The organism is Marilutibacter aestuarii (genome assembly GCF_006546775.1).
In the GTDB taxonomy this organism is placed as follows: Bacteria; Pseudomonadota; Gammaproteobacteria; order Xanthomonadales; family Xanthomonadaceae; genus Marilutibacter; species Marilutibacter aestuarii.
Genome location: NZ_VICE01000001.1, coordinates 70591 through 96696 on the forward strand (window position 1 = coordinate 70591; position 26106 = coordinate 96696).

Annotated in this window: 23 protein-coding genes; 12 read left to right on the forward strand and 11 right to left on the reverse strand. The window is 69.5% G+C overall.

All coding sequences use genetic code 11. The features are described 5' to 3' along the window. Positions 1 to 85: 85 nt before the first annotated feature. The 3 genes from FKV25_RS00270 (at position 86) to FKV25_RS00280 (ending at position 5037) form a co-directional block, all read left to right on the forward strand. Entirely contained in the window at positions 86 to 994 is a 909-nt protein-coding gene (locus tag FKV25_RS00270; protein ID WP_141516784.1) for a helix-turn-helix domain-containing protein, read from the forward strand. A 49-nt stretch (positions 995 to 1043) separates the two neighbouring features. Then, complete coding sequence (locus FKV25_RS00275) at positions 1044 to 3917, forward strand: TonB-dependent receptor plug domain-containing protein (RefSeq protein ID WP_425462590.1); 2874 nt, start codon at positions 1044 to 1046, stop codon at positions 3915 to 3917. A gap of 127 nt (positions 3918 to 4044) precedes the next feature. Next, the gene (locus tag FKV25_RS00280; protein WP_141516785.1) at positions 4045 to 5037 is read left to right on the forward strand and encodes an aspartyl/asparaginyl beta-hydroxylase domain-containing protein; all 993 of its coding nucleotides are present in this window, start codon (positions 4045 to 4047) and stop codon (positions 5035 to 5037) included. Positions 5038 to 5146: 109 nt separating this feature from the next. On the opposite strand, the gene ppa is transcribed toward FKV25_RS00280, so the two are convergent. The 3 genes from ppa to FKV25_RS00295 all read right to left on the reverse strand — a co-directional run bounded on the left by ppa (position 5147) and on the right by FKV25_RS00295 (position 9644). Continuing rightward, a complete protein-coding gene (gene ppa / locus FKV25_RS00285) occupies positions 5147 to 5701 on the reverse strand; it encodes an inorganic diphosphatase (protein WP_141516786.1) in 555 nt (184 codons plus the stop codon). Positions 5702 to 5877: 176 nt separating this feature from the next. Beyond that, complete coding sequence (locus FKV25_RS00290) at positions 5878 to 7407, reverse strand: mechanosensitive ion channel (protein ID WP_141516787.1); 1530 nt, start codon at positions 7405 to 7407, stop codon at positions 5878 to 5880. Positions 7408 to 7616: 209 nt separating this feature from the next. After that, a complete protein-coding gene (locus FKV25_RS00295) occupies positions 7617 to 9644 on the reverse strand; it encodes a sodium-translocating pyrophosphatase (RefSeq protein ID WP_141516788.1) in 2028 nt (675 codons plus the stop codon). Between the two features lie 242 nt (positions 9645 to 9886). Here FKV25_RS00295 and FKV25_RS00300 point away from each other — a divergent pair, with 242 nt between their 5' ends. Beyond that, complete coding sequence (locus FKV25_RS00300) at positions 9887 to 10405, forward strand: hypothetical protein (protein WP_246071789.1); 519 nt, start codon at positions 9887 to 9889, stop codon at positions 10403 to 10405. A 77-nt stretch (positions 10406 to 10482) separates the two neighbouring features. Here FKV25_RS00300 and FKV25_RS00305 read toward each other — a convergent pair whose 3' ends face one another. The 3 genes from FKV25_RS00305 to FKV25_RS00315 all read right to left on the reverse strand — a co-directional run bounded on the left by FKV25_RS00305 (position 10483) and on the right by FKV25_RS00315 (position 13274). Continuing rightward, positions 10483 to 11085 carry a DUF2846 domain-containing protein gene (locus FKV25_RS00305; protein WP_141516789.1) on the reverse strand — a complete coding sequence of 201 codons (603 nt, stop codon included), beginning with the start codon at positions 11083 to 11085 and terminating at the stop codon, positions 10483 to 10485. Positions 11086 to 11092: 7 nt separating this feature from the next. After that, complete coding sequence (locus tag FKV25_RS00310; protein ID WP_141516790.1) at positions 11093 to 11611, reverse strand: hypothetical protein; 519 nt, start codon at positions 11609 to 11611, stop codon at positions 11093 to 11095. Between the two features lie 406 nt (positions 11612 to 12017). Continuing rightward, positions 12018 to 13274 carry a 6-phosphofructokinase gene (locus tag FKV25_RS00315; RefSeq protein ID WP_141516791.1) on the reverse strand — a complete coding sequence of 419 codons (1257 nt, stop codon included), beginning with the start codon at positions 13272 to 13274 and terminating at the stop codon, positions 12018 to 12020. Between the two features lie 214 nt (positions 13275 to 13488). On the opposite strand from FKV25_RS00315, the gene FKV25_RS00320 reads away from it, so the two are divergent. From FKV25_RS00320 to FKV25_RS00330, 3 genes are all read left to right on the forward strand, one after another. Then, entirely contained in the window at positions 13489 to 14067 is a 579-nt protein-coding gene (locus FKV25_RS00320) for an adenylate kinase (RefSeq protein ID WP_141516792.1), read from the forward strand. A gap of 81 nt (positions 14068 to 14148) precedes the next feature. Continuing rightward, positions 14149 to 15540 carry a UDP-N-acetylmuramate:L-alanyl-gamma-D-glutamyl-meso-diaminopimelate ligase gene (gene mpl, locus FKV25_RS00325; protein WP_141516793.1) on the forward strand — a complete coding sequence of 464 codons (1392 nt, stop codon included), beginning with the start codon at positions 14149 to 14151 and terminating at the stop codon, positions 15538 to 15540. 40 nt (positions 15541 to 15580) lie between these two features. Next, positions 15581 to 16189, forward strand: a complete 609-nt coding sequence (locus FKV25_RS00330; protein WP_141516812.1) for an LON peptidase substrate-binding domain-containing protein — start codon at positions 15581 to 15583, stop codon at positions 16187 to 16189. Here FKV25_RS00330 and FKV25_RS00335 read toward each other — a convergent pair. Next, positions 16178 to 18193, reverse strand: a complete 2016-nt coding sequence (locus tag FKV25_RS00335) for a bifunctional DedA family/phosphatase PAP2 family protein (RefSeq protein WP_141516794.1) — start codon at positions 18191 to 18193, stop codon at positions 16178 to 16180. The genes FKV25_RS00330 and FKV25_RS00335 overlap by 12 nt on opposite strands. Positions 18194 to 18294: 101 nt before the next feature. Here FKV25_RS00335 and FKV25_RS00340 point away from each other — a divergent pair, with 101 nt between their 5' ends. From FKV25_RS00340 to FKV25_RS00350, 3 genes are all read left to right on the forward strand, one after another. Next, positions 18295 to 18945, forward strand: a complete 651-nt coding sequence (locus FKV25_RS00340; RefSeq protein WP_141516795.1) for a protein kinase family protein — start codon at positions 18295 to 18297, stop codon at positions 18943 to 18945. Between the two features lie 74 nt (positions 18946 to 19019). Beyond that, positions 19020 to 19835, forward strand: a complete 816-nt coding sequence (locus FKV25_RS00345; protein WP_141516796.1) for an SDR family oxidoreductase — start codon at positions 19020 to 19022, stop codon at positions 19833 to 19835. A 43-nt stretch (positions 19836 to 19878) separates the two neighbouring features. Further along, on the forward strand, positions 19879 to 20298 hold the full coding sequence (locus FKV25_RS00350; protein WP_141516797.1) for a VOC family protein: 420 nt from the start codon (positions 19879 to 19881) through the stop codon (positions 20296 to 20298). A 638-nt stretch (positions 20299 to 20936) separates the two neighbouring features. Here FKV25_RS00350 and FKV25_RS00355 read toward each other — a convergent pair. Continuing rightward, positions 20937 to 21809: an ion transporter gene (locus tag FKV25_RS00355; RefSeq protein WP_141516798.1), complete on the reverse strand. Its 873-nt coding sequence runs from the start codon at positions 21807 to 21809 to the stop codon at positions 20937 to 20939. A 90-nt stretch (positions 21810 to 21899) separates the two neighbouring features. Here FKV25_RS00355 and FKV25_RS00360 point away from each other — a divergent pair, with 90 nt between their 5' ends. After that, a complete protein-coding gene (locus FKV25_RS00360; protein WP_141516799.1) occupies positions 21900 to 23126 on the forward strand; it encodes an acetylornithine/succinylornithine family transaminase in 1227 nt (408 codons plus the stop codon). Positions 23127 to 23153: 27 nt separating this feature from the next. On the opposite strand, the gene hemL is transcribed toward FKV25_RS00360, so the two are convergent. Both hemL and thiE read right to left on the reverse strand, forming a co-directional pair. Then, on the reverse strand, positions 23154 to 24440 hold the full coding sequence (hemL, locus tag FKV25_RS00365; RefSeq protein WP_141516800.1) for a glutamate-1-semialdehyde 2,1-aminomutase: 1287 nt from the start codon (positions 24438 to 24440) through the stop codon (positions 23154 to 23156). Beyond that, on the reverse strand, positions 24437 to 25096 hold the full coding sequence (thiE, locus tag FKV25_RS00370; protein ID WP_141516801.1) for a thiamine phosphate synthase: 660 nt from the start codon (positions 25094 to 25096) through the stop codon (positions 24437 to 24439). Before thiE ends, hemL begins: the two co-directional genes overlap by 4 nt. Positions 25097 to 25174: 78 nt before the next feature. On the opposite strand from thiE, the gene FKV25_RS00375 reads away from it, so the two are divergent. Beyond that, positions 25175 to 25366 carry a rubredoxin gene (locus FKV25_RS00375; protein WP_141516802.1) on the forward strand — a complete coding sequence of 64 codons (192 nt, stop codon included), beginning with the start codon at positions 25175 to 25177 and terminating at the stop codon, positions 25364 to 25366. A gap of 17 nt (positions 25367 to 25383) precedes the next feature. On the opposite strand, the gene FKV25_RS00380 is transcribed toward FKV25_RS00375, so the two are convergent. Further along, entirely contained in the window at positions 25384 to 25860 is a 477-nt protein-coding gene (locus FKV25_RS00380) for a DUF192 domain-containing protein (RefSeq protein WP_141516803.1), read from the reverse strand. Between the last annotated feature and the right edge of the window lie 246 nt (positions 25861 to 26106).

The window sequence follows — 26106 nt, forward strand, 5'->3', positions numbered from 1 at the left end:
TCGCAGAAGTCTCCGCCTTTCGTCAGGACTTCACGCCGGACTGGGGCAACCCTGCCGCCACTCTCAGCAAATACAGGGTGGACGGATGGAACAGGTGCTTTGGGCCGATCGTGGCCATTCAGTGCAATCGGAGGCGCCCGAGGGCACCTCGAGCAGCAGCTGCATCGGGGTTTCGCGACTGGGCAGCGCGCAGCTGTCCGGTAACCAGTTCTCGGTCTGGATCCAGCTGCGCGGCAGCGCCTGGGTCGAAGCGAAGGAAGGCCGTTTCAGGCTCCGTCGCGGGCAGTGGATCGCGCTGGAAAAGGATTCCCGGCCCACCGTCCAGACCGACGCGCACGGCCTGTGCATCGGACTGAGCCTGTCGAGCGATGCCCTGCAGGCGATCACGCGATTCACCGACTGCGGCCTGTATGCCGGCCGCGGACACATCAGCCCGCGCGAGGCCCGGACGGCCCTGTCCCTGTGGCGCGCGGTGGTCTCGCGCGCCGCCAGCCATGGCGCGATCGACATGGCCGCGCTGCGCCCCATGCTCATGCAGCTGACGGCCTTCCAGCGGCACATCGCCGCACGCGTGTCGCGCTGCCCCGGACGCTCGGGCACGCGCAAGCGCCAGGTCTTCAGCCGACTGCAGCGCGCGCACCTTTATCTGGAAGGCAATTGCGACCGCGTGGTGCGGATCAGCGAGCTGGCCGAACTGACCAGCTTCTCCAGCTGGTACTTCTCCAAGACCTTCCATGGCCTCTACGACGAGAGCCCGCAGGCCGCCGCCGCGCGCATGCGCCTGGAGCAGGCGGCCGACCTGCTGGTCAACACCTCGATGATGGTCGGCGAAGTGGCCGCCGCGAGCGGTTTCGACAACTGCTGCAGCTTTGCCCGCGCGTTCCGTGCGCGCTACGGCATGTCGGCCAGCCGCTACCGCACCGAAGCATCTAGGCCCGATTCGGCAAAGTTTCCCGACGTGGCGCGCAAAGCAGCCTGGCGGACCGGGACGTAACGTGGCGAGGCGTTTAACACGCCCATAACGATAATTTGGAGAGAGATAGATGAACCAACTGCGTAACGCCATGCGCGTCGGCTTGCTGCCGGCCAGCATCGCCCTCGCACTGACTCCGGTCGTCGCGGCAGCCCAGGACGCCGACACCGGCGCCGAGGCCACCACGCTCGACCGCATCGAAGTCACCGGCTCGCGCATCCGCCAGGTGGACCTCGAGACCGCCGCGCCGGTGCTGTCGATCAGCCGCCAGGACATCGAACAGCAGGGTTTCAACTCTGTCGCCGACATCCTTCAGAACATCTCGGCGGTGGGCTCGCCGGCCATCAGCCGCACCTCGCCGCTGTCCTCGGGTGAAGCCGTCGGCGGCCAGTACATCGACCTGCGCAACCTCGGTGCCAACCGCACCCTGATCCTGGTCAACGGCAAGCGCCTGGGCATCACCAATGACGGCCTGCAGGACGTTGCTTCGATCCCGACCGCGATGGTCGAGCGCATCGAGGTCCTGAAGGACGGCGCGTCGACGATCTATGGCTCCGATGCCATCGCCGGCGTGATCAACATCATCACCCGCAAGAACTTCGAAGGTGCTGAAGCCAACGCCTACATCAGCCAGTACGACCAGGGTGACGGCGAGCGCCAGCAGTACAGCTTCGTGGTCGGCCAGACCGGCGACCGCGGCTCGGTGACCCTCGGCGTCGAGTACACCAAGGAAGATCCGGTGTGGGCGCGCGACCGCTGGTTCAGCCGCAACCGCTTCCCGACCGGCGAGAAGTCCGACCCGCGTCCGGGCGGCCTGTCCTCGATCAGCCAGTACGGCACCCTGTACGACGCCGCCGGCAACGCCTGGACCCTGATCCGCGACGGCCAGGACCGCGACGCCAGCGACTTCTCCAACTACCGTCCGTACGACCCGGCCCTCGACAGCACCAACCCGTCGCTGGCCTCGACCGTGTACTCGGGCATCGAGCGCAAGTCGGTGTTCGCCAACGCGAGCTTCGACATCAGCGAGAACGTCCGCTTCGAGAGCGACGTGCTGTTCACCGACCGTGACTCGTTCGCGCAGAACGCCGGTTACCCGCTGCGTTCCAACGCGTTCGACGGCATCACCATGTCCGCCGACAGCGTCTACAACCCGCTGCCGGGCCAGGAAGTCACCTACTGGCGTCGTGGCTGGGAAGTGCCGCGCGAAGTGCGCAACAGCCTGACCACCTACCGCTTCACCGGCTCGCTGATCGGCGCGTTCGAGATCGGCGACAAGTTCTGGGACTGGGATGCAGGCTACCTGTACAACCAGAACAAGGGCACCCAGATCAGCACCGGCAACTTCAGCCTCTCGGCTGTCGGCGCCGCCGTGGGCCCGTCGTTCATCAACGGCCAGGGCGTCGCGCAGTGCGGTACCGCTGCCAACCCGATCCCGCTGGGCTTCGGCCCGGGCGCCTGCACCCCCTGGAACCCGCTGGTTCCGGACGGCGTGACCGGCCAGGGTGGCCTCGCCGACCAGGCCGTGCAGGACTTCCTGTACCTGCCGGGCCAGGCGCTGTCGGAAACCACCACGAAGTCCTATTTCGCCAACCTGAGCGGCTCGCTGTTCAGCCTGCCGGCCGGTGATGTAGGCCTGGCGGTCGGCGTCGAGCACCGTGAGGAAAGCGGTTACTTCTCCCCGGACGCGCTGGCCCAGACCGGTACCTCCACCGACCTGGCCGCTGGCCCGACCGGTGGTGGCTACAAGCTGGACGAAGTCTTCGCCGAGCTGCTCGTGCCGGTGCTCGCCGACATGCCGTTCGCGCAGGAGCTGAACCTCAGCCTTGCCAGCCGCTACTCGGACTACGACACCTTCGGCGACACCATCAACAGCAAGTTCGGTTTCACCTGGAAGCCGATCGACTCGGTGCTGGTCCGCGGCACCTGGTCGGAGGGCTTCCGCGCCCCGACCGTGGCTGACCTGTACGGTGGCATTTCGCAGAGCTTCGAGTACTACACCGATCCGTGCGACACCTCGTTCGGTTCCGTCGGTGGCAGCGCCGCCTGTCTGGCCGACGTGCCGGCCGGCTACCGCCAGCCCGCCAGCGATCCGGACGGCCTGGCCGATGGCCCGGGCACGCAGACCCCGACCCCGTTCCTCTCCGGTTCGAACCCGAACCTGAGCCCGGAAACCTCGGAGTCCAAGACCCTCGGCGTCGTCTGGAGCCCCGGCTTCGCCGAAGGCCTGAACATGTCGCTCGACTGGTGGAACATCCGCATCGACAACACGATCGTCGCTGACGATCCGACCACGATGCTGGACGACTGCTACGTCCGCGGCATCACCTCGCGCTGCCAGGGTCCGAACACCTTCACGCGTGATCCGATCACCGGCGAGATCACCTCGCTGTCGTTCGGCGGCCGCAACGCCGGCTTCCAGGAGACCGAAGGCTACGACTTCGACCTGAACTACAAGATGGACACCAGCTACGGCCGCTTCGGCCTGGCGTGGATGACCACCTACGTCAGCAAGAACGAGCTGAAGGTCGACAACCTGGAAGGCGCTCCGTCACAGCAGAACGGCTTCGGTGGCAACTTCCGCGTCCGCTCGAACGCCAGCATCAACTGGCAGATGGGCGACTGGTCGGCCACCTGGGGCATGCGCTACTACTCGGGCGTCAAGGAGTCGTGCTACTTCGACGACCGTTGCAGCCTGCCGAACTACTCGGCGCCGGAAACGCAGGGCAACATCACCCCGCTGAACGAGCTGGGCTCCAACACGTTCCACGACCTGCAGGTCAGCTGGAGCGCCCCGTGGAATGCGACCGTCGCCGTTGGCGCGAACAACGTGTTCGACCACTACGCTGCCCCGAACTACGACCAGCCGAACTCGGGCTACTCGTACTACGGCGGTTTCGACATCGGCCGCATGCTGTACCTGAAGTACCAGCAGCGCTTCTGATCCCAACGGATCGAGCTGCAAGACCGTGGCCCCGAAAGGGGCCGCGGTTTTTTTTGCCCTGGCGTTTCGCTGTCGAGCGCCGTCGCCGGGCTGTGTACGATAGGCATTCCTCCACCGGGATGCCGGAATGAAGCTGCAGGTGCCCTTCATCCAGTTGCCGCTGGCCTTCGATGCCGCGACGCTGGCCCGTGAGATCGCCGACCTCGGGGAGGCGCCGTGGCGTCCGCACCCGCAGGGTTTCGAGGGTAATTCGATGCTGCCGCTGGTCGCGGTGGATGGGGATCCCGCGAACGAGGCCTTCGCCGGGCGCATGCAACCCACCCCGGCGCTGCGGGCCTGCCCCTACCTGTGCCAGGTCCTGGATGCGCTGGCCGTGGTGGTCGGCCGCACCCGCCTCATGCGCCTGGCCGGCAACGCCGAGGTCACGCGCCACGCCGACCAGGGCTATTACTGGGCCGAGCGCCTGCGCGTGCACGTGCCCGTGGTGACCCAGCCGACGGTGCGCTTCGAGTGCGGCGAGTCGGCGGTCAACATGGCTGCCGGCGAGTGCTGGGTGTTCGACACCTGGCGCCAGCACCGCGTGCTGAACGACGACAGTGCCTCACGCATCCACCTGGTCGTCGACACCGTGGGAGGCGACGGCTTCTGGGACCTGCTCGCGCGCGGCCGTTCGCCGGGCCATCCCGTGCCCCCCGACTGGACGGCGCAGGCATGCCCGCCGCGGCCCGGGCACGTGCCGGCGCTCGCCTGCGAGCAATCCAACGTGCCGCGCGTGATGAGCCCGTGGGAGCTCAACATGCTGTTCACCCTCCTGTTCACCGATACCTTGCCCGGCCCGCAACTGGCCCGCGTGCAGCAAGTCAGCCTGCGTTTCGTGCGGACCTGGCGTGCGCTCTGGGCGCGCCATGGCGACGCGACCGAGGGCCTGCCGGCCTATCGCGCGGCATTGCATGCCTTCCTGGCCGAGGTAGGGGGACCGGGGCAGACCCTGGGGCTTCGCAACCAGCTCAACTGGTTCGCCGCCATGCGCGCGATGATCGCCCAGGTGGCCGTCGAAGCCGATCGGGCCGCGCCGACCGCCGATGCGGACATGCAGCGGATGATGGGCGACAACGCCTGAGCGTTTGCAGGGCGTGCGGCGCGGGCGCTTGCCGCGACGACCCGAATGAAAAAAGCCGCCCTTGGGGCGGCTTTTTCGCGCGTCGCGCGCCCGTGGCGCGCATGCGACTTCAGAACTTCGGCTTCTCTTCCTCGGCCGTGTCGTTGTAGCGCTTGATCGCGTCTTCGAGGATGGCCTTGGCTTCGACCGCGTTGCCCCAGCCTTCCAGCTTCACCCACTTGCCCTTCTCCAGGTCCTTGTAGTGCTCGAAGAAGTGGCCGATGCGCTCGAGCCAGTGCTTGGACACCTGGTCGATGTCCTCGATGTGCGCGTAACCGCCGAAGATCTTCGGCTCCGGGATGGCGAGGAGCTTCTCGTCGCTGCCGGCCTCGTCGCTCATCTTCAGCACGCCGACGGGCTTGCATCGGATCACCGAGCCGGGGACCAGCGGCAGCGGCAGGATCACCAGCACGTCGGCCGGGTCGCCGTCGCCGCACAGCGTGTGCGGGACATAGCCGTAATTGCACGGATAGCGCATCGGCGTGGACAGGATCCGGTCGACGAAGATCGCGCCCGAGGCCTTGTCGACCTCGTACTTGACCGGCTCGGCGTCCTTGGGGATTTCGATGATGACGTTGATCTCGTCCGGCGGGTTCTTGCCGGTGGAGACGAGGTCCAGGCCCATGCTGTAGCTCCGACTGCTGGTTTCCGCGACGACGGGGCCGGCGCGGAGGGTGAGGGGAGCCCGGCATTTTACGCAGGTTGCTGTTGCGGCGCAGCAAGGCGCCTGTCCTGCCCGTGAACAGGTCCGCCCGGCCTCGCGTGGGCGAGGCCGGGCGGGCGTGGGCGTCGGTCACGGGGTCACTTGCGCAGGTGTCGCTCCGCCCAGTGGTCGGCCAGGCGCCCGGCCGCGTCCCGGCCACCGAGGCCGAAGGCCAGCGCCACCGCGACCGCCACCGCGCCCAGGACCAGGCCGAAGGCCAGGTTCACGATCTCGTCGGCGATCCCCATCGCACGCAGGCCCATCGCCAGCACGAGTCCGAGGATCGCAACCCGGGCGATCCGCGCCATGCCGACCGCGTTGCCGGGACTGGTGCGTTCGATGGCCTGCGCGGCGAGGTTGGCCAGCCAGTAGCCGATGACGAAGATCACCAGGCCCAGCAGCACGTTCGCGCCGAACTCGATGAAAGTCTCCAGCAGCTCGCGCACGCCGGTGAATCCGACCCGGTGGGCCGCCTCGACGGTGGCGAAGAGCATGATGAAGAACAGCGCGGTATGGCCGCCCAGCTCCGACAAGGTCAGCCGTGGCGGCGCATGGCCGAGCGCTTCGGGCGTCACGGTGCCGTCGGGGCTGGCGATGAACTCGCCTTCCCGCGGCGGCGGCGCGAACGCATGCGCCAGGCCCAGTCGTTCGGGCAGTCGGTCGAAGCCCAGGTTCGACAACAGCCGCGCCACCAGGTCGGCGACGAAGCGTCCCAGGAACCAGGCGATGATCAGGATCGCGGCGGCGGCGATGATGTTCGGGACAGCGGCCAGGAACATGTCGAGCATGTCGGTGAGCGGGCCGGATATCGACTCGATCCGCAGCGCGTCGAGTGCCGCGATCAGGGTCGGCACGATCACCAGGATGAAGACCAGGGTGCCACCCAGCTGCGAGAGCTTGAGGTCGCGGGTGGATTCGTTCTGTTGGCTGAAGCGGTCCACGCCGGTGGCCGAGAGCAGGTTGGTCACCAGGCCGCGGACCACCTTGGCGATGATCCAGCCGACCACGCCGATGACGATCGCGGCGAAGATGTTGGGCAGCATGCCGACGAACTCGGTGGTCATCGCCGACAGCGGGACCATCAGGCCCTGGATGCCGAGCACGCCCACGATCGCCGGCAGGAACAGCAGCAGCACCAGCCAGTAGGCGACGTTGCCCATGGTGTTGGACAGGGGCTGCATCTCGGCACTCGCCGAGAGCTTCTCGTCCAGGCGGGTGGCGCCCAGCGCCTTGTTGACGATCGTGCGCACGACCGTCGCGACCAGCCAGCCGACCAGCGCCAGCACGATCGCCAGCAGCGCGCGCGGCAGGTAGGTCATCACGGTGTTGGCCAGGGTCGACAGGGGACCGGACACGCCGTCGACGTTGAGGACGCCGAACATGCCGATCAGGGCCAGCAACAGGATCGCCCAGAACACCACGCGACCGGCGATCTTCTCGAAGTCCAGCTTCGACTCGGAGTGCGCGGCCAGGCGCTGGTTGGTGCCCAGCCGGGCCAGTCCCTTGCGGGTGCCGGCCGCGGCGAGCAGGGCGACGATCCAGCCGACCAGCAGGATCGCCAGCGCGCCAAGGATGGTGGGCAGGTAGTTGCCCACGGAATTTTCGAATGACGCCAGCCAGGGTTGCATCGGCCTCTCCTTCTTCATGAATGGATGGCAGGAATGCAGGACTTCAGCTTCCCGAAGGACTTTCACGATGCCGCATGGCTCGTGAACACAGTGTCCAGCCTTCGTGGATGCCGTCGCGGCGCAATGGCGAAACGAACGACCCCCGCCGGGGCGGGGGTCGTGGGTCGAAGGGGCGGCGCCTGATGGGGTGGGCCGCCTGCCGGTTCAAGTCACAGCAGCGGGACCATCAGCAGGGCCACGATGTTGATGATCTTGATGAGCGGGTTGATCGCCGGCCCCGCGGTGTCCTTGTAGGGATCGCCCACGGTGTCGCCGGTCACCGCGGCCTTGTGGGCTTCGCTGCCCTTGCCGCCGTGGTGGCCGTCCTCGATGTATTTCTTGGCGTTGTCCCAGGCGCCGCCGCCGGTGGTCATCGAGATCGCGACGAAGATGCCCGTCACGATCGTGCCGATGAGCAGGCCGCCCAGCGCCCTCGGACCGAGCAGCAGGCCGACGACCACGGGCACCGCGACGGGGAGCAGCGAGGGCACGATCATCTCCTTGATCGCCGACTTGGTCAGCATGTCCACCGCCTTGTCGTACTGCGGCTTGCCCGTGCCTTCCATGATCCCCGGGATGTCGCGGAACTGGCGGCGGACTTCCTCCACCACCGCGCCGGCTGCCCGGCCGACCGCCTCCATCGCCATCGCACCGAACAGGTAGGGGATCAAGCCGCCGATCAGCAGGCCGATGATCACGTAGTGGTCGGACAGGTCGAAGGTGAACACCTCGCCGGGATTGCTCGCCTGCAGGTTGTGGGTGTAGTCCGCGAAGAGCACGAGCGAGGCAAGCGCCGCCGAGCCGATCGCATAGCCCTTGGTCACCGCCTTGGTGGTGTTGCCCACCGCATCGAGCGGGTCGGTGATGTCGCGCACCTCCGGCGGCAGTTCGGCCATCTCGGCGATGCCGCCGGCGTTGTCGGTGATCGGGCCGTAGGCGTCGAGCGCGACGATCATGCCCGCCATCGACAGCATCGCGGTGGCGGCGATGGCGATGCCGTACAGGCCGGCCAGCGCGTGGCAGCCCCAGATCGCCAGGCACACCGCGATCACCGGCATCGCGGTCGACTTCATCGACACGCCCAGGCCGGCGATGATGTTGGTGCCATGCCCGGTGGTCGAGGCGGCGGCGACATGCTGCACCGGCTTGTACTGGGTGCCGGTGTAGTACTCGGTGATCCAGACGATCGCCCCGGTCAGCGCCAGGCCGACGAGCGCGCAGTAGTACAGGTTCATCGCGCCGTGCACGTTGTCGCCCATCAGCGCGGTGGTGATCGGGTAGAAGGCGATCGCCGCCAGTACCGCGGAAATGATCACGCCCTTGTACAGCGCGCCCATGATCGAGCCGCCGGTCTTCACCTTGACGAAGAAAGCGCCCACGATCGAGGCGAGGATCGAAGCGCCGCCCAGCACCAGCGGATAGAGCACGCCGTTGGCGCCCACTTCGCTGGCCATCAGCTGGCCCAGCAGCATCGTCGCGATGACGGTGACCGCGTAGGTCTCGAACAGGTCGGCCGCCATGCCGGCACAGTCGCCGACATTGTCGCCGACGTTGTCGGCGATCACCGCGGGATTGCGCGGGTCGTCCTCCGGGATCCCGGCTTCGACCTTGCCGACGAGGTCGGCGCCCACGTCCGCGCCCTTGGTGAAGATGCCGCCGCCCAGTCGCGCGAAGATCGAGATCAGCGAGGAGCCGAAGGCCAGGCCGACCAGCGCGTGCAGCGCGGGCTCGCCGTAGACGCCCATGTGGCCCAGGACCGCCCAGTAGCCGGCGACGCCCAGCAGGCCCAGGCCGACCACCAGCATGCCGGTGATGGCACCGCCGCGGAACGCGACGTCCATCGCCGGGCCCATGCCCTTGCGCGCGGCTTCGGCGGTGCGGACGTTGGCCTTCACCGACACGTTCATGCCGATGTAGCCCGCCGCGCCCGAGAGGATCGCTCCGAGCGCGAAGCCGATCGCGGTGGTCCAGCCGAGCGTGAAGCCGATCACCAGGAACAGCACGACGCCGGCCACGGCGATCGTCATGTACTGGCGGTTGAGGTAAGCGCGCGCACCTTCCTGGATCGCCGAAGCGATCTGTTGCATGCGTTCGTTGCCCGCAGGTTGGGCGCCGATCCAGCGCGCCGAGATGATCCCATACAGGATCGCGATGACGGCGCAGCCCAGCGCCATGGTCAAACCGTACTGCTCCAGCATGAACCCCTCCCCGGATAACGAGTGGACTTACGTGGAATTTCGGATGTTGGGTCTCGAGTTTTCGGCGTTGCGGGAGCGCCTCTCGGCGGCCGGTGGGGGCAACGGCCCGACTATCGCACAGGTTGGCCGCCGTGCGCTGCCACGTGGGCGACGCTATGGCGCAAAAGCATCCGCTCGGGGGCGTGACCCGACGTTCAGACGACTTCTGCGAGCCTGACCGGGTCCACGCAGGAGAGCCCCCCATGCCGATCCGAACCCTGCTGTGCCTGGCGCTGGCATCCCTGGCGCCGTCCGCGGCCCTCGCCCAAGGGCCGGCCCCGGAGATCGAGCGCCCGGTCGCGCCACCGCAGGCCGTGGGCGCGGTGCATTCGCTGCGCACCATTCCCGAGGCCTGCGCGCGGATCGAAGGCGTCTTCACTGGCGATGCCGCCGAGCCGTATCGCTTCGCCGTGGTGAAGACGAGTCCCAATTGCCAGCCGCGCGCGCGCTTCGTCGATGCGGCCAAGGCGCGGCCCGACGCCGCGGCCGGGTGGATCTTCAACGACGTCATCCGCATTCCCAGCGCCGCCTGTCCCGGCCAGCAGGCGGTGGTGAAGCTGTGGCGCAAGCCGGCGGCGGTGGCGCCGCCCGACCTGGATGCGCAGGGCCGTTCGCGCATCTACCTGCAGGACTCCGACAAGACCCGCGCGGCGGCCGCGGACAAGGTGCCGATGTTCGCCGCGGCGATGTCGGTCGAGGGTGAGGCCTGCGCTGCGCGATAGGCCCGGGCGTGCTTGCGCACGACCCATGAAAAGGGGGCCGCTTCCGCGGCCCCTTTTTTCGATCCGGTTGATCGTGCTTACTTCGCCGGCTTGAGCTTGGCCGCGATCGCTGCGAACCGGGTGGCGTCGGCAGGCGAGAGGTTGGGGCGGCCCGCCAGCACGCCCATCGAGATCGTGCCCTGGACGTAGTAGGTTTCGCCGGCTTCGACCTCGAGGGTGAGCACGTCCTTGGCTTCCGAATGCACGGTGTATTCGTGCACCCCCGGCGCCACGGAGGCAATGAAGTAGCGGCCGCTGCGGAGCTTGCCCAGTTCCATATCGCCTTCGCGCACCTTGAAACCGACGGCGCCGCCGACCAGCTTCGAGGGGCGGAAGAAGACGATCTGGCCCATGCCCTCGGCAGGCACCCCGACCAGGCCGGTGCTGTCGACTGCGGACGCGTCGCTGGCCGGCGCCGCCGCCGTGGCTGCGACATCCGTTTCGTCAGCGGCGGTGGCCTCGGCGACCGCGTCGCTGGCACTCGAGGCGCTGTCTTCGCTGGCGGATTCGATCCGCGGCGACTCTGAATCGGCCGTGGCGACTTCGGCTTCGGCGACAGCGTCGGTGCTTGCCTCCTGGGCGAAGGCGTGGACGGGCAGGAGGGCGACGACGAGGAGCGAACGGCAGGCGAGTTTGCGCATGTGGGATCTACTCAAGGGTGGGTGGTGTGGGGTTGGAAGGGGACGCGGGAAGCGCTGCGTCGGGCGTCACCTGCTCCGGTGCCGGCGTGGTCGCGACGGCGCACGCCAGGTCCGCCCCGGGCTCCAGGTCGCGCGCGAGCCTGGCCGTGACCCGGGTGCCGGCGGGGATCTGGATCTCGTGTCCGCGGATGAACATCGCGAAAGGCCCCGCCGCCAGGGACACGCCGACGGCCATGCCGCTGTTGTCGCCACCGGTCACGCCGAGCTTGAGCCCTCGCAGGGGCAGGGGGCCGCATGCAAGCTCGAGGTGGCGCGCGGCGATGAGCAGCTCGCCCGGGGCACCGCCCCCCCGCGCGGCGTCGGCATGGACGACCTGGCCCACGCCCGCGACCCCGGCGGGCACCACCTCGGTGCCGCCCACGACCAGCGGAGCAGCCAGGCGCAGCCCGAACAGGTCCTCGCGGACATGGGTGTCCGAGCCGAGGGTATCGGTGATCTCGAGATCGACCGCCGTGCCCGCCGGCACGCGGCCTGCGCCTGTGCGGGCGGTTCGAGCGCGAGGACAAGGCCCGGACACAGGGCTACCACGACCACGATCAGGTGTCGCCACATGGGATGCGGCCTCCCCGCCGCGTGACGACGTTATCCGACCCGTTCAGTTTTCGCCAGCCCCTGCCCGTGGCCCGCCCCATCTCTTTTGGCGCTGCTGCTTTCCAAGGGGCACTCGTCCAGTGAGTGGGAGTGGCCAGGGCGCGCCTTTCGACAAGCCGTAACGTCGTTGCGGCCCCTCCCCACGACTGCCCATGCCGGACCCGGCGCGGGCGCGCGTCCGGCACCGACCGGCTACCCGGACGCCCGACGGTGATCGGCGACCTTGCCTTCGCGCATCGCCAGCCTACTGCCGGGCCACTGCCGCCGTCTCCGTTCCGGCTTCAGCCCGTCCAGCGCGGCAGCTTGCGCTTGACCGCGACGTTCTTCAGCGACACGTACTTCGGCAGTCCGTCGCGGCCGTACGGCGGCGGCGCCTCGCCGCGCACCAGGGGTTCGAGGTAGCGGCGTGCCGCGGCCCTGATCCCGTAGCCGTCGCGACGGATGAAGCCGGCCGGCATCTTCTTCTCGTGGTTGGCGACCCGCTCCAGCGGCGCCGGCTCGATCTTCCAGCGGTAGGGCGCGTCCGAGCCGCGCACGATGACCGGCATCACCGCGTTCATGCCCGCCAGTGCGTACTCCACCGCCTTGCGACCGACGGCCTGGGCCTGTTCCAGGTCGGTCGCGGAGGCGAGGTGGCGGGCCGAGCGCTGCAGGTAGTCGGGCAGGGTCCAGTGCACCTTCAGGCCCAGCGCATCCTTCACCCGCCCGGCCAGGAACGAGGCCACGCCGCCAAGCTGGGTATGGCCGAAGGAATCCTTGCCGCCGCCGGCATCGGCGACGAAACGCCCGTCGGCGGTCTGGATGCCCTCGCTGGCGACGACCACGCAATAGCCGACCCGGTCGACGGTGGCCTTCACCCGGGCCAGGAAGTCGGCCTCGTCATAAGGGCGCTCCGGAAACAGGATCAGGTGAGGCGCCTGGTCGCGACCGTCGCCGGCCAGCCCCGCCGCGGCGGCCAGCCAGCCGGCATGGCGGCCCATCGCCTCGTAGACGAAGACCTTGGTCGAGGTCTCGGCCATCGCCGCGACATCCAGCGCCGCTTCGCGCACCGAGACCGCCGTGTACTTGGCCGCCGAGCCGAAGCCGGGGCAGCAGTCGGTCACGGCCAGATCGTTGTCGACCGTCTTGGGTACGCCGATGCAGGCCAGCGGGTAGTCGAACGCCGCCGCGAGGCGCGAGACCTTCAGCGCAGTGTCGGCCGAGTCGTTGCCGCCGTTGTAGAGGAAGTACCGGACCTGGTGCGCCCGCAGCACCTCGAGCAGGCGCTCGTAGCGGGCGCGGTCGGCCTCGAGGGACTTCAGTTTGACCCGGCAGGAGCCGAAGGCGCCGCCGGGGGTATGGGCGAGGGCGCGGATGGCCGCGATCGACTCCTTCGAGGTGTCGATCAGGTCCTCGGCGAGCGCACCGAGGATGCCATTGCGGGCGGCGAGCACCTTGACCCGCCGGGCGCGGGCGGTCTGGATCACCGCCGAGGCGGTGGCGTTGATGACGGCGGTGACACCGCCGGACTGGGCGTAAAGCAGGGTGCCTTGGGCCATGGGGCTCTCCGTGCGCTGGAAAGGGGGGCGGGACCGGTCCGGGCGGAGTTCTCGTCCATTGGGCGGATTTGCCCGGACAATGCCCGGAAATACCGCCCGGATGCGGTAAGCTGGACACCGTTTCGCCCGGCCGGGCGGGTCGTGCGCTCCAGTGTAGCGCCACCGCGGCGGCACCATGCGGGCCCGCTTTTCCGTCTCTTGTGGAGCGATGTTGATGCGATTGGTACTTCTGGGCGCGCCGGGTTCCGGCAAGGGGACGCAGGCGGCCCGCCTCAAGGATCACCTCCAGGTCCCCCACATTTCCACCGGCGACCTGCTGCGCGCCGAAGTGGCCGCCGGCAGCAAGCTGGGCCTGGAGGCCAAGGAAGTCATGGCCCGCGGGCAGCTGGTCAGCGACGCCATCCTGCTGGGCATGCTCGAGGATCGCTTCTCGCGCCCGGACACCGCCAACGGCTTCATCCTCGACGGCTACCCGCGCAACCTCGCCCAGGCCGACGCCCTGGACACCCTGCTCAAGCGCATCGGCCAGCCGATGGAGGCCGCCGTCCAGCTCGAGGTCCCGACCGAGCTGCTGGTCGAGCGCATCGCCGGCCGCGCCGCCGCCGAGGGCCGGGCCGACGACACGCCCGAATCGGTGCGCACGCGACTGGGCGTCTACAACGACCAGACCGCGCCGGTGATCGAATTCTTCCGCCAGCACGGCCAGCTGACCGTGGTCGACGGCGTGGGTTCGATGGACCAGGTCTTCACCCGCATCATCGAAGCGATCGAGCCCGTCCGCGAGGTCGGCTGAGTCCCATCGCGGTGCGCGCGGTGCCGTCCCGGACACCGCGCCAGCGCGCAGTCCGCCGCCGGGCGCACGGATCGTAGACGCATGAAACTGCATATCCTCGGTATCGCCGGCACCTTCATGGGCGGCGTCGCCGCGCTGGCCCGCGAGCTCGGCCACGAGGTCGAAGGCAGCGATCAGGCGGTGTACCCGCCGATGTCGACCCAGCTCGAGCAGCTCGGCATCGCCCTGCGCAAGGGCTACCTGCCCGGCAACATCTCCGCCGACTGCGACGAGATCGTGGTCGGCAATGCCCTTTCGCGCGGCAATCCGGCCGTCGAGCAGGTCCTCGACGATGGGCGCCGTTACATTTCCGGCGCGCAGTGGCTGAGCGAACGGGTCCTGCCCGGCCGCGACACCCTCGCCGTCGCCGGCACCCACGGCAAGACCACCACGACCACCATCCTGACGTACCTGCTGCAGGCGGCGGGACGTGCGCCGGGATTCCTCATCGGCGGCGTCGCCGAGGACTTCGGCGTGTCCGCCAGGCTGGGGGGCGCGCCGGCGGCCGAACCCTCGTCCGGTCGCCCCTTGTTCGTGGTGGAGGCCGACGAGTACGACACGGCCTTCTTCGACAAGCGCAGCAAGTTCGTGCACTACCGGCCGCTGGTCGCGATCCTCAACAACCTCGAGTTCGACCACGCCGACATCTTCCCGGACGTGGCCGCGATCCAGCGCCAGTTCCACCACCTGGTGCGGACCGTGCCGCGCCGCGGCCGCCTGGTGGTCAACGGGGAGGACCCGCGCCTGGCCGAAGTGCTCGAAATGGGCTGCTGGACCCCGGTCGAGCGGTTCGGCCTGGAGGGCGAGGGCCTGGACTGGACCGCGCGCCTGCTGGCCGCGGACGGCAGTGCCTTCGTGGTGGTCCATCGCGGCGCGGCACTGGGCGAGGTCCACTGGCCCCTGCTGGGCCGGCACAACGTGATGAATGCGCTGGCGGCACTGGCCGCCTGCGCCGCGGTGGGCGTCGACGTGGCCGGGCTGTTGCCGGCCCTGTCGAACTTCCGCAGCGTGAAGCGCCGAATGGAGCATCTGGGCGAGGCGCGGGGGATCACCGTCTACGACGACTTCGCGCACCACCCCACCGCGATACGCACGACGCTGGAGGGCCTGCGGGCGCGTGTCGGCGGCGCGCGCATCGTGGTGGCGATGGAGCCGCGCAGCAATTCCATGCGCCTGGGCGCGCATGCGCAGGCGCTCGCCCCCTCGCTCGACGGTGCCGATGCGGTTGTGTTCCTGCACCGCCCCGAGCTGGCCTGGGACGCGGCGCGGGTGGTGGCCGACGTGCGCGGGGACGCGGTCGCCGCCGCCGACGTCGACGCCCTCATCCAGGCCCTGGTCGAACGCACGCGCGATGGCGACCACGTGGTCTTCATGTCGAACGGCGGTTTCGACGGCGCGCCGCGCCGCTTCCTCGCCCGGCTGCGCGACGACTGAGTGCGCGCCGCGCGCCGGGCGGGATGACGCCGCGTGGATGATGCGTAACACTGGGCGCGTGTCGACCCCACCGCTCCCCGTCGAATCGCTGCCGCTGTTCCCGCTCCACGCCGTGCTGCTGCCCGGCGCGGCGATGAGCCTGCGCGTTTTCGAGCCCCGCTACCTCGACCTGGTCCGCGAATGCGGGCGCAACGGGCATGGGTTCGGCATCTGCCTGATCATCGACGGCGAGGAGGTCGGGGCGGTCGCCTCCGCCGCGGCCTACGGCACCGAAGCGGTGGTCGAGGACTTCGCGACCGGCGACGACGGCCTGCTGGTCCTGCACGTGAGGGGCGGGCGCCGCTTCCACGTGCATCGCGTCCGCGTGCGCGACAATGGCCTCCAGGTCGCCGACGTCAGCTGGTGCGCCGACGATGTGGTCGAGCCCCTGCAACCCGAACATGGCCTGCTGGCGACCCTGCTGCACGAGGTCATCGACAAGGTCGGTGGCGAGCACGCAAAGGCCGACGAGTCGCGCTTCGACGACGCCGCCTGGGTCGGCTGGCGGCTGGCGGAAATGCTGCCGCTCGAGAATCCGCAGCGCCAGGTGCTGCTGCAGACCCAGGATCCCCACGAGCGCCTGCAGCAGGTCCTCGCGCTACTGCCCTGAGCGGTCCGCCACCGTGTGCAGGCGCAGTACCGGCAGGCCGGTGTCGGGGTGCACGCCCTCGGCCTGCTCGAATCCGGTCAGGGCTTCGCGGACGGCGGCGAAGGTTTCGCCCTCGTCCGGCTCGGGACGCCACAGCGCGAATAGGTCGAAGGGCCGTGCCAGGTACAGGCGCTGGGTCGCGCCCAGCCATAGCGGCGTGCCGTCGTCGAGCGCGGCCGGGGCGGGCCACAGGCGCAGGGCCAGCATGCGCGGTGCCTGGCCCGGCGTAGCGGGCACGTCGCGCACCATCAGCAGCGACTCGGCCTGCGCATCGAGCGTCGCCGGCAGCACGGGTTGCGCCTGGGCGGGCGTGTCGTCGTCGAGCAGGCCGACGGTCGCCGTCCAGTCCGCCTGGGGCTGCACGCGCCAGCCTTCGGCCTCAAGCGCGAGTTGCAGCGGTGCCAGCGGGCCGGCGACCTGGAGGTCGAGCGTCCACCGGCGGCGCACGTCGCGTTCGTCGCGCTGGGCCGGCAGGGTCTGCCAGTCGTCCCGCCACCAGTCCGCGTCGCTGACGATGCGAAGCGGCGCCACCGCCTGGAACTTCGCCAGCAGGCCGTCCGCCGCGCGCGGCGCGTGCCAGGCCGCGGCGGCGAGGAAGCTGCCATAGAACATCCACGCCAGCGGCCGCATCCAGAACGAGCGCGCCTGGTGGCTGCGATACGCCAGTCCCAGCACCAGCAGCCAGACGATGCCGAACAGGGTGCCGCCGACGATGTCGCTCAGCCAGTGCGCGCCCAGGTACAGCCGTGCGAAGCCGATCAGCGTGGTGGCGACGCCGGCCACCAGGTACGGCCAGACGCGCTTGCGTCCCGGCAACTCACGGGCGATCAGGACCGCGAAGAACCCGAACACCACCGTGGCCATCGTCACCGATACCGAGGGGAAGCCGAAGCCGGCCGGGGCGGTCGGTGGCCGCGGCATGTCGATGGCCGCCTCCAGCAGCGCGGTGAGGACCAGGCCGAACACGATGGCCGCGATCCAGTGCGCGGCGGCCATCCAGCGCCGCCGCCAGAGCAGGTAGACCAGCGGCACGGCCGCGGCGGTACCCAGTACCGGCAGGTCGCCCAGGCTCGCCAGCGCCGCCATCATCCGGTCGGCCAGCGGATTGCGCAGGCTCCACATGAAGGTGTGCACGCTGTGGTCGAGCGGCAGCGGCCCGCCGCTGGCGAACAGCGTCGCCAGCAGCGAGAACCAGGTCCAGCTGATCGCCAGCAGGCAAAGCGCGAGGATCACCAGGGACGGCGATTCGGGTCGGTTGGGGTCGACCAGCGCGGAGGCATAGCGACCCATCCGCGGATGTCGGCGGAACCAGTCCAGCGCCCGTGCCAGCCACTTGTCGGCATGCATCGCCGACCAGCGCCAGGTGTAGAGCACCGTGGCCCACACCAGCCCCAGCGCGACCAGCAGCACGCCGAACACGATGGCCAGGCGGTCCGCCACCGCGGCGACGGCCTCGTAGGAGGCCCCCAGTATCCAGCCCGGGGCGAGGAACAGGGCGGCCCAGCCGACGCAGGCGACCACGCTGGGCAGCAGGTAGCGCGGGAAGGGCATGCGCAGCATGCCGGCGATGGCGGGAACGAAGGGTCGCACCGCGCCGACGAATCGGGCGATGAAGATGCTCTTGACCCCGTGGCGCCGGAACATCGACTCGCTGCGTTCCAGCCATTGCGGGTAGCGCGAGAACGGCCAGCGCTGGCGCAGTTGCGGCCCCCAGAGGCGACCGACCCAGTAGCTCAGGGTATCGCCGAGCAGGGCGCCCAGGGCCGCGGCGGCGAGGGCGTAGGGCCCGTTGATGTGCCCCAGCCCGACCATCGCGCCGACGGCGAACAGCAGGGGCAGGGCCGGGACCACGATGCCCAGGATCACCAGTGCGTCGCAGAACGCGATCAGGAAGATCAACGCGCCGGCGGCGGTGGGGTGTGCCGCGATCCAGGCGGTCGCATTTTCGATCCAGGCCGATTCCATCGCGGAATTATGGCGGACGATCGCGCTTTGCGCCCATGCAGGACGGCACGCCCGAGGCGATCTTCCGGGCCAAACGCGGCCGCGCGTCCTAGAATCGTCCGATGTCGATCGAAGTATCCGCCCTGAAGTCCGACAGTTTCGGCCGTATCGCGCTGATGCGCGACGAGGCCGGCCTGTTCGTCCGTCGCGACCTCGCCCACGTGCCGCTGTGGCTGCGCCTGCCGGCCTGGTGGCTGGCCCGGCGCGAGGCCGCGGCCCTGCGCGCCGTGGTCGGACTGGACGCCGTGCCGCAACTGCGTGCCTGGACCGGGCGCTGCCTGGATCGCAGCTTCATGGCCGGCGCGGCGATGTACCAGCGCCCCCCCCGCGGCGACCTGGCGTACTTCCGCCGCGCCCGGCGCCTGCTGCAGGGCCTGCACCGGCACGGGATCGCCCACAACGACCTGGCCAAGGAAGCCAACTGGCTGGTGCTCGAGGACGGCACGCCGGCGATCATCGATTTCCAGCTCGCCGTCCGTGGCCGGCCCCGCTCGCGCTGGATGCGCCTGCTCGCGCGCGAGGACCTGCGCCACCTGCTCAAGCACAAGCGGACCTACTGCCCCGACGCCATCACCCCGGTCGAACGGCGGCTGCTCAAGCGCCGCTCCTGGCTGCGCGAGGCCTGGTTCGCCACGGGCAAGCCGGTCTACCGGTTCGTCACCCGTCGAATCCTCCACTGGGAGGACAACGAAGGCCAGGGGCCCAAGCCCTGAATCCAGCGCGTCGACATCGGATTACCGCGCCCCGCGATACCCTGCAGTCCAATCAACGGTCACCAATCACCCCTATGAGCCTGAGCGGCAAGACCCTCTTCATCACCGGCGCCTCGCGCGGCATCGGTCGCGCCATTGCCCTGCGCGCCGCCCGCGACGGTGCCAACATCGCCGTGGTCGCCAAGTCCGGCGTGCCCAACCCCAAGCTGCCGGGGACCATCCACAGCGTCGCCGCGGAGGTCGAGGCCGCCGGCGGCCAGGCGCTGGCCCTGCAGTGCGACATCCGCGAGGAAGACCAGGTGCGCGCCGCGGTCGCCGCCACCGTCGACGCCTTCGGCGGGCTGGACATCCTGGTCAACAACGCGAGCGCGATCTGGTTGCGCGGCGCGCTCGACACGCCGATGAAGCGCTTCGACCTGATGCAGGAGGTCAACGCCCGCGGCAGCTTCCTGTGCGCGCAGGCCTGCCTGCCGCACCTGCTGGAGGCGCCGAATCCGCATGTCCTGACGCTGGCCCCGCCGCCTTCGCTCGACCCGAAGTGGTGGGGGCCACATACCGCCTACACCCTGGCGAAGATGGGCATGAGCTTCGTCACCCTGGGCCTGGCGGCGGAGTTCGGTCCCCGCGGCGTGGCGATCAACGCCCTGTGGCCGCGCACCCTGATCGCGACCGACGCGCTCAACATGATCCCCGGGGTCGACACCGCGAACGCCCGCACGCCGGCGATCATGGGCGACGCCGCCCACGCGGTGCTGACGCGCCCGGCCGAGGGCTTCAGCGGCCGCTTCCTGATCGACGACGAAGTCCTGGCCGAGGCGGGGGTCGAGGACTTCGATGTCTATGCGGTCGACCCCGGCAAGCCCCTGCTGCCCGACCTCTTCCTCGATTGACCGGGTGCGCCGCCCGCGCGCCTTTGCAAGGAGTCCACACCCCATGAAATACCTGCACACCATGGTCCGCGTCCGCGACCTCGACGCATCGATGAAGTTCTTCTGCGAAGGCCTCGGCCTGGTCGAGAACCGCCGCAAGGACTACCCGGAAGGCCGTTTCACCCTGGTCTACCTGGGGGCGCCGGAGAATCCGGAAGCCGAGGTCGAGCTGACCTGGAACCACGACGACGAGGCCTACACTGGCGGCCGCAACTTCGGTCACCTGGCCTTCGCCGTCGACGACATCTACGCGACCTGCCAGCACCTGCAGGACATGGGCGTGACCATCAACCGCCCGCCGCGCGACGGCCACATGGCGTTCGTGCGCTCGCCCGATGGTATTTCCGTCGAACTCCTGCAGAAGGGAGACCGTCTCGCGCCGGCCGAGCCCTGGGCCTCGATGGCCAACACCGGCAGCTGGTAATCGGGAGGACGCGAAGCCCTCGCTTCATTGCCACGTCCGGCGCCCCCCCCGGGCGACCGTGGCCGCGGCGGATCGGTAGGGTGCAATAAGCGAAGCGCATTGCACCGTGCGAGGTGGCGCTTGGAGCAACGTCGACTTTCAATGCGCCGCCGCGCGTTGTGGCAGCCAATGAACGAGCGGCGCTTCGAACACCGCAGGAACGCTTGCGCGAGGCAAAACCCATCGTGCGTCGTGTCCACGAGCGACGGTGGGTATCGCCTTCGGCTCGACCCACCCTACGGCGACGTCTCAGCCGCCCCCCGCCCGGCAACCCCGCCCACCGTCATCCCAGCGAACGCTGGGATCCAGCTTCTTCTACGGCGGGCGGTTCCACCCCCGGCCCGGGCGCCAGCGCCCGGGCGTTCGTGGCCGCGCGAACCGGTGGTTCGCAAGCCGCGTCCCCTCACCCCCGGCCCAGCGCAGCGCGCTGGGCGTTCGGCAAGACCGCGCGGCAGTGCCGCGCAAGCGGTCTTCCATCGGCTTCGCCTCTGGAGCCGTTGCGGGCTCGCGCTTCGCGCTCACCTCGCAACCCCCGGCCCAGCGCAGCGCGCTGGGCGTTCGGCAAGACCGCGCGGCAGTGCCGCGCAAGCGGTCTTGCCTCACCCCATCGGGGCGTGGAGGGGGGTGCCGCAGTGGCGGCAGTGCAGGGCGTCGGGGTCGTGGCCCTCCAGGCCGCATTCCGGGCAGCCCCGCGAATCGTGGTGGTCGCTGCTGCGGGTGGCTTCGCGCAGGCTGCTGGCCAGTTCGGCGGTGTAGATGCCGGTGGGCACGGCGATCACGCTGTAGCCGATCAGGATGAGGATCGAGGCAATGAAGCGCCCGGTGACGGTCTCCGGCGAAATGTCGCCATAGCCCACCGTGGACATGGTCACGATGGCCCAGTACATGCCGGTCGGGATGCTCGCGAAGCCGTGCTCCGGCCCCTCGATGACGTACATCAGCGCGCCGAAGATCACTACCACGGTGAGGATCGCGCAGATGAACACGAAGATCTTGCGCCGGCTGCGCCACAGCGCCTTGACCAGTACGCCGCCTTCTTCGACGTACTGCGTCAGCTTCAGGATGCGGAACAGTCGCAGGATGCGCAGGATGCGCACCACCAGCAGGCTCTGGCTGCCCGGCAGCAACAGCGATAGGTAGGTCGGCAGGATCGACAGCAGGTCGATGATGCCCCAGACGCTCAGGGCATAGCGGAGCGGTCGCCTGACCACCACCAGCCGCAGCACGTACTCGGCGGTGAACAGCAGGGTGAACGCCCACTCCACCAGGTACATGGCCTTCGCGTGACGGGCGTGGATGTGGGGCACGCTGTCGAACATGATCACCAGCACGCTGGTGAGGATCGCAAAGATCAACAGCAGGTCGAAGTTCCGCGACGGCGGGGTGTCGTGCCGGTAGATGATGTCGAACCAGCGCCGGCGCCAGCCGGTCTCGGTCGCGGGATTGAGTTGGGGCGTGAACAGCAGTCGCATTTGACCCTCCGGCCCCGGATTGTGCCGCATCCGGCCGTGCAATCGGCGAGAATGCAGCTCCATCGCTCCCACCACCGGTCCCAGGACACCATGAGCACTGCCAACGACGCCCTCTGCGCCCTCGCCGACGACTTCTACGTGCCGGTCTACCGGCCGCGCCGGATCGTCCTCGACCGCGGGCAGGGTTCGCGCATCCACGACCTGGATGGCCGCGAGTACGTCGACTTCGGTGGCGGCATCGCCGTCAATGCCCTGGGCCACGCCCACCCCGCGCTCGTCGAGGCGCTGACCGCGCAGGCGGGCCGGCTCTGGCACACCAGCAACGTCTTCGTCAGCGCGCCGCCGCTCGAGCTGGCCCGAGACCTGGTCGAGGCCAGCGGCTTCGCGCGCCGCGTGTTCCTGTGCAACTCGGGTGCGGAAGCCAATGAAGCGGCGATCAAACTCGCCCGCAAGTGGGCGACCGGCGAGGGCCGGCCGCCGGAGCGTCGCGTCATCCTGACCTTCCGGGGCAGCTTCCACGGACGCACCCTCGCGACCGTGACCGCCACCGCGCAACCCAAGTACCAGGAGGGCTTCGAGCCGCTGCCCGGAGGCTTCCGCTACAGCGATTTCAACGACCTCGCCGCCGCGGAGGCCGCGATGGCCGCCGGCGATGTCTGTGCAGTGCTGGTCGAGCCGGTACAGGGCGAGGGCGGGGTGATGCCGGCGACGCCCGCGTTCCTGCAGGGCCTGCGCGCGCTGTGCGACCGCCACGGCGCGCTGCTCATGCTCGACGAGATCCAGTGCGGCATGGGGCGTACCGGCCGCCTGTTCGCCTGCGAAGGCTACGGCGTCGTCCCCGACGTGGTGACCCTGGCCAAGGCGCTGGGCGGCGGCATGCCGATCGGCGCGATGCTGGCCGGGCCGCGCGTCAGCGAGACCCTCACCTTCGGCGCCCACGGCACCACGTTTGGCGGCAATCCGCTGGCCGCGGCCGTGGCGCGCGTGGTGCTGCGAGAGCTGTCTTCGGACGCGATCCTCGCCAACGTGGCGCGCCAGGCCGATGCGATTCGCGCCTCCCTGGCGCGCATCGACGAGGAGCTGGGCCTGTTCGGCGAGATCCGCGGGCGTGGCCTGATGATCGGCGCGCCCCTGCGTCCTGCCCACGCCGGCAAGGCCGCGGACATCCTGGACCTGTGCGTCGGCCACGGCCTGCTGTTGCTGCAGGCCGGTCCGGACGTGCTGCGCTTCGTGCCGGCGTTGAACATCCACGACGCCGATGTCGCCGAGGGCATGCAGCGCCTGCATGCGGCGCTGCGCGAGTACGCCACCGGCTGATCGCGGCGGTGCCGAACGCCCCGGGCTTCAGCCCATGTCGCCGAACACCGAGCGCGCGGCCTTGACCGTGTGCGCGATCTCGGCGTCGCCATGGGCGCTCGACATGAAGCCGGCCTCGAAGGCCGACGGTGCGAGGTACACGCCGCGCTCGAGCATGCCGTGGAAGAAGTGCTTGAACTTGGCGGCATCGGACGCCTTGGCGTCCTCGAAGGTCTCCACCGGCCCCTCGCGGAAGTACAGGCCGAACATGCCGGGCGCGCGCGTGGTGTGGAACGCGACGTTGGCTTCGCGCGCCGCCGCCTCGAGCCCGTCGCACAGCTGGTGCGTGCGACGCTCGAGCTCGTCGTGGAAGCCGGGCTCGCGGATCAGCGCCAGTGTCGCCAGGCCGGCGGCCATGGCCACGGGGTTGCCGCTCAGCGTGCCGGCCTGGTAGATCGGGCCGCTGGGCGCCACCTGCGACATGTATTCGCGCTTGCCGCCATAGGCGCCCACCGGCATGCCGCCGCCGATGATCTTGCCGAAGGTGCTCAGGTCGGGGGTGATGCCGTAGCGTGCCTGCGCGCCGCCGAGCGCCACGCGGAACCCGGTCATGACCTCGTCGAAGATCAGCAAGGCACCGTGTCGCGTGCACAGCTCGCGCAGGTGCTGCAGGTAACCCTCGCGGGGCAGGATGCAGTTGGCGTTGCCGACGATAGGCTCGATGATCAGGCCCGCGATCTCATCGCCGATTTCCTCGAACAACGCGCTGGCGGCTTCGAAATCGTTGTACGGGATGGTCGTCGTCAGGTCCGCCAGCGCGTCGGGAACGCCCGGCGAGTTGGGCAGGCCCAGCGTCATCACGCCGCTGCCGGCCTTGACCAGGAAGCTGTCGCCATGCCCGTGGTAGCAGCCCTCGAACTTGACGATCCGCGTGCGGCCGGTGACGCCGCGGGCCACGCGGATCGCCGACAGCGTCGCCTCGGTACCCGAGTTGACCATGCGGACCATCTCGCAGCTGGGCACGATGTGGGTGAGCGCTTCGGCCATCTCCACTTCGAGCGCGTTCGGGACGCCGAAGCTCAGTCCATCGCGCATGGTCTTTTCGACCGCGGCGAGCACCTCGGGACGTGCGTGGCCGGCCACCATCGGCCCCCAGGAGCCGACGTAGTCGATGTAGCGGTTGCCATCCACGTCGAACAGGTAGGCGCCTTCCGCGCGCTGGGCGAAGAACGGTTCGCCACCGACCGACTTGAACGCACGCACCGGCGAATTGACGCCGCCCGGGAGCAAGTCCTGGGCGCGGGTGAAAAGGGCATGGGAGCGAGCGTGGTTCATGGCGTGGTTCCGTGGGCAAGCGTGGAAGAAGGAGGGTCGAAGCAGGCGCGATAGGCGCGGGCCGCCATGGCCGGGTCGGGCGCATCGAACACGCCGCTGATCACTGCCAGCAGGTCGGCCCCGGCCTCGACCAGGGAGGGCGCATTGTCCGGGGTGATGCCGCCGATGGCCACTCGCGGCACGCCCAGTGAGGCCGCCGCGGCGAGCAGGCCCGGGCTCGCCCGGCGCGCGCCGGGCTTGGTGGGCGACGGGAAGAACGCACCGAAGGCGACATAGCTGGCGCCGGCCTCGACCGCGCGCCTGGCGAGCGCCACGTCGTCGTAGCAGGACGCGCCCACCAGGGCGCCCGCCGGCAGGGCGGCCCGGGCGGCGGCGACGTTGCCATCGTCTTCGCCCAGATGCACGCCATCGGCGCCGATGCCGGCCGCCAATCGCCAGTCGTCGTTGACGATCAGGGGCACGCCGCGTTCGCGGCACAGCGGCAGCAGCGCCAGCGCCTGAGCCCGCCGGTCGCGGGCGCTGGCCGCCTTGTTACGGTACTGCAGCCAGGCCGCGCCGGCATCCAGCACGTCCCGCACGCGCGACACCAGGCGTCCGGTGTCGGTCTCGTCGGGGGTGATGGCATACAGGCCGCGAGCCGGCCAGGGCGGTTTCATGCGAGGCTTCCTCCTGCCCGTGCCCCGCGAGGTGGGACATGGGACAATGCGAACTTCATTCCAGCCCATTATCCGCCCATGTCCGACACAGCAGTGACCGCGCCCTACCGCACCTGGATGTGCGTTGTCTGCGGCTTCATCTACGACGAAGCCGAGGGATTGCCGGAAGAGGGGATCGCGCCGGGCACGCGCTGGGCCGATGTCCCCGATACGTGGACCTGCCCGGACTGTGGCGTCACCAAGGACGATTTCGAGATGGTCGAGGCCTGAGGCCCCGCGAAGGCGGTTCAGTCCGCGTTCTCGATGCCCGGCCCGAAGATCATCTCCATGCCGTCCTGGAGCCCCAGCCGCGCCGCCTGGCCGGCGTTGAGCTCGAGCACGTAGCGCGCCGGTGCGCTGCTGGGGTAGGGCGGGCAGCCGTTGCCCAGCGAGCACGGCGGCACGTCGCGCTGTTGCGAAACCAGCCGGCGCTCATCGTCGAAGTACAGGATGTCCAGCGCGATCCGTGTGTTCTTCATCCAGTAGGCCTGCATCGCCTCGCTCTCGTGGATGAACAGCATGCCGTGGTCGGCCGGCATCTCGTCGCGGAACATCAGGCCGCGAGACCGTTCGGCGTCGTCGTCGGCCACTTCCACCACGTAGCGGGTGCCCGCGATCTCGACCCATGGGCCGGCGCCGCTGGCGCAGCCCGGTAGCGACGCGCAGCACAGGAGCGCGAGCAGCAGCACGGTACGGAGGTGGGAAAGCAGCGGGGAGGCGTTCATCGGAGGGCTCTGCCAGGGGGTGGAGCGACCATCCGGCAGTCCTCTGGCGAGGTCAAGGCCCGGTCGGCGGGATGGGCGAAAAAAAAGCTTCCCAAAGTGTTCGCGAGTGTGCACAATGCGCGCCCCGCTGCCGGGTAAGCATTGAGGTGGCGGGGCGTGTTGGAGGCGGTTGTCGGGAAGTGGTTGACGGTCCCGGGAGTTGCTGTAAGATGCGCGGCCCGCAGCCGGGACGAGTTGGATGAACGG

What these genes read in the sequence shown, in the direction of transcription:
- ppa (WP_141516786.1), bottom strand. Translation starts at nt 5,701, where the DNA reads ATGGGCCTGGACCTCGTCTCCACCGGCAAGAACCCGCCGGACGAGATC.
- FKV25_RS00305 (WP_141516789.1), bottom strand. Translation starts at nt 11,085, where the DNA reads ATGCGCAAACTCGCCTGCCGTTCGCTCCTCGTCGTCGCCCTCCTGCCC.
- FKV25_RS00290 (WP_141516787.1), bottom strand. Translation starts at nt 7,407, where the DNA reads ATGCAACCCTGGCTGGCGTCATTCGAAAATTCCGTGGGCAACTACCTG.
- FKV25_RS00280 (WP_141516785.1), top strand. Translation starts at nt 4,045, where the DNA reads ATGAAGCTGCAGGTGCCCTTCATCCAGTTGCCGCTGGCCTTCGATGCC.
- FKV25_RS00300 (WP_246071789.1), top strand. Translation starts at nt 9,887, where the DNA reads ATGCCGATCCGAACCCTGCTGTGCCTGGCGCTGGCATCCCTGGCGCCG.
- FKV25_RS00340 (WP_141516795.1), top strand. Translation starts at nt 18,295, where the DNA reads ATGTCGATCGAAGTATCCGCCCTGAAGTCCGACAGTTTCGGCCGTATC.
- FKV25_RS00375 (WP_141516802.1), top strand. Translation starts at nt 25,175, where the DNA reads ATGTCCGACACAGCAGTGACCGCGCCCTACCGCACCTGGATGTGCGTT.
- FKV25_RS00335 (WP_141516794.1), bottom strand. Translation starts at nt 18,193, where the DNA reads ATGGAATCGGCCTGGATCGAAAATGCGACCGCCTGGATCGCGGCACAC.
- FKV25_RS00345 (WP_141516796.1), top strand. Translation starts at nt 19,020, where the DNA reads ATGAGCCTGAGCGGCAAGACCCTCTTCATCACCGGCGCCTCGCGCGGC.
- FKV25_RS00315 (WP_141516791.1), bottom strand. Translation starts at nt 13,274, where the DNA reads ATGGCCCAAGGCACCCTGCTTTACGCCCAGTCCGGCGGTGTCACCGCC.
- FKV25_RS00295 (WP_141516788.1), bottom strand. Translation starts at nt 9,644, where the DNA reads ATGCTGGAGCAGTACGGTTTGACCATGGCGCTGGGCTGCGCCGTCATC.
- hemL (WP_141516800.1), bottom strand. Translation starts at nt 24,440, where the DNA reads ATGAACCACGCTCGCTCCCATGCCCTTTTCACCCGCGCCCAGGACTTG.
- mpl (WP_141516793.1), top strand. Translation starts at nt 14,149, where the DNA reads ATGAAACTGCATATCCTCGGTATCGCCGGCACCTTCATGGGCGGCGTC.
- FKV25_RS00360 (WP_141516799.1), top strand. Translation starts at nt 21,900, where the DNA reads ATGAGCACTGCCAACGACGCCCTCTGCGCCCTCGCCGACGACTTCTAC.
- FKV25_RS00355 (WP_141516798.1), bottom strand. Translation starts at nt 21,809, where the DNA reads ATGCGACTGCTGTTCACGCCCCAACTCAATCCCGCGACCGAGACCGGC.
- FKV25_RS00380 (WP_141516803.1), bottom strand. Translation starts at nt 25,860, where the DNA reads ATGAACGCCTCCCCGCTGCTTTCCCACCTCCGTACCGTGCTGCTGCTC.
- thiE (WP_141516801.1), bottom strand. Translation starts at nt 25,096, where the DNA reads ATGAAACCGCCCTGGCCGGCTCGCGGCCTGTATGCCATCACCCCCGAC.
- FKV25_RS00270 (WP_141516784.1), top strand. Translation starts at nt 86, where the DNA reads ATGGAACAGGTGCTTTGGGCCGATCGTGGCCATTCAGTGCAATCGGAG.
- FKV25_RS00330 (WP_141516812.1), top strand. Translation starts at nt 15,581, where the DNA reads ATGCGTAACACTGGGCGCGTGTCGACCCCACCGCTCCCCGTCGAATCG.
- FKV25_RS00320 (WP_141516792.1), top strand. Translation starts at nt 13,489, where the DNA reads ATGCGATTGGTACTTCTGGGCGCGCCGGGTTCCGGCAAGGGGACGCAG.
- FKV25_RS00350 (WP_141516797.1), top strand. Translation starts at nt 19,879, where the DNA reads ATGAAATACCTGCACACCATGGTCCGCGTCCGCGACCTCGACGCATCG.
- FKV25_RS00275 (WP_425462590.1), top strand. Translation starts at nt 1,044, where the DNA reads ATGAACCAACTGCGTAACGCCATGCGCGTCGGCTTGCTGCCGGCCAGC.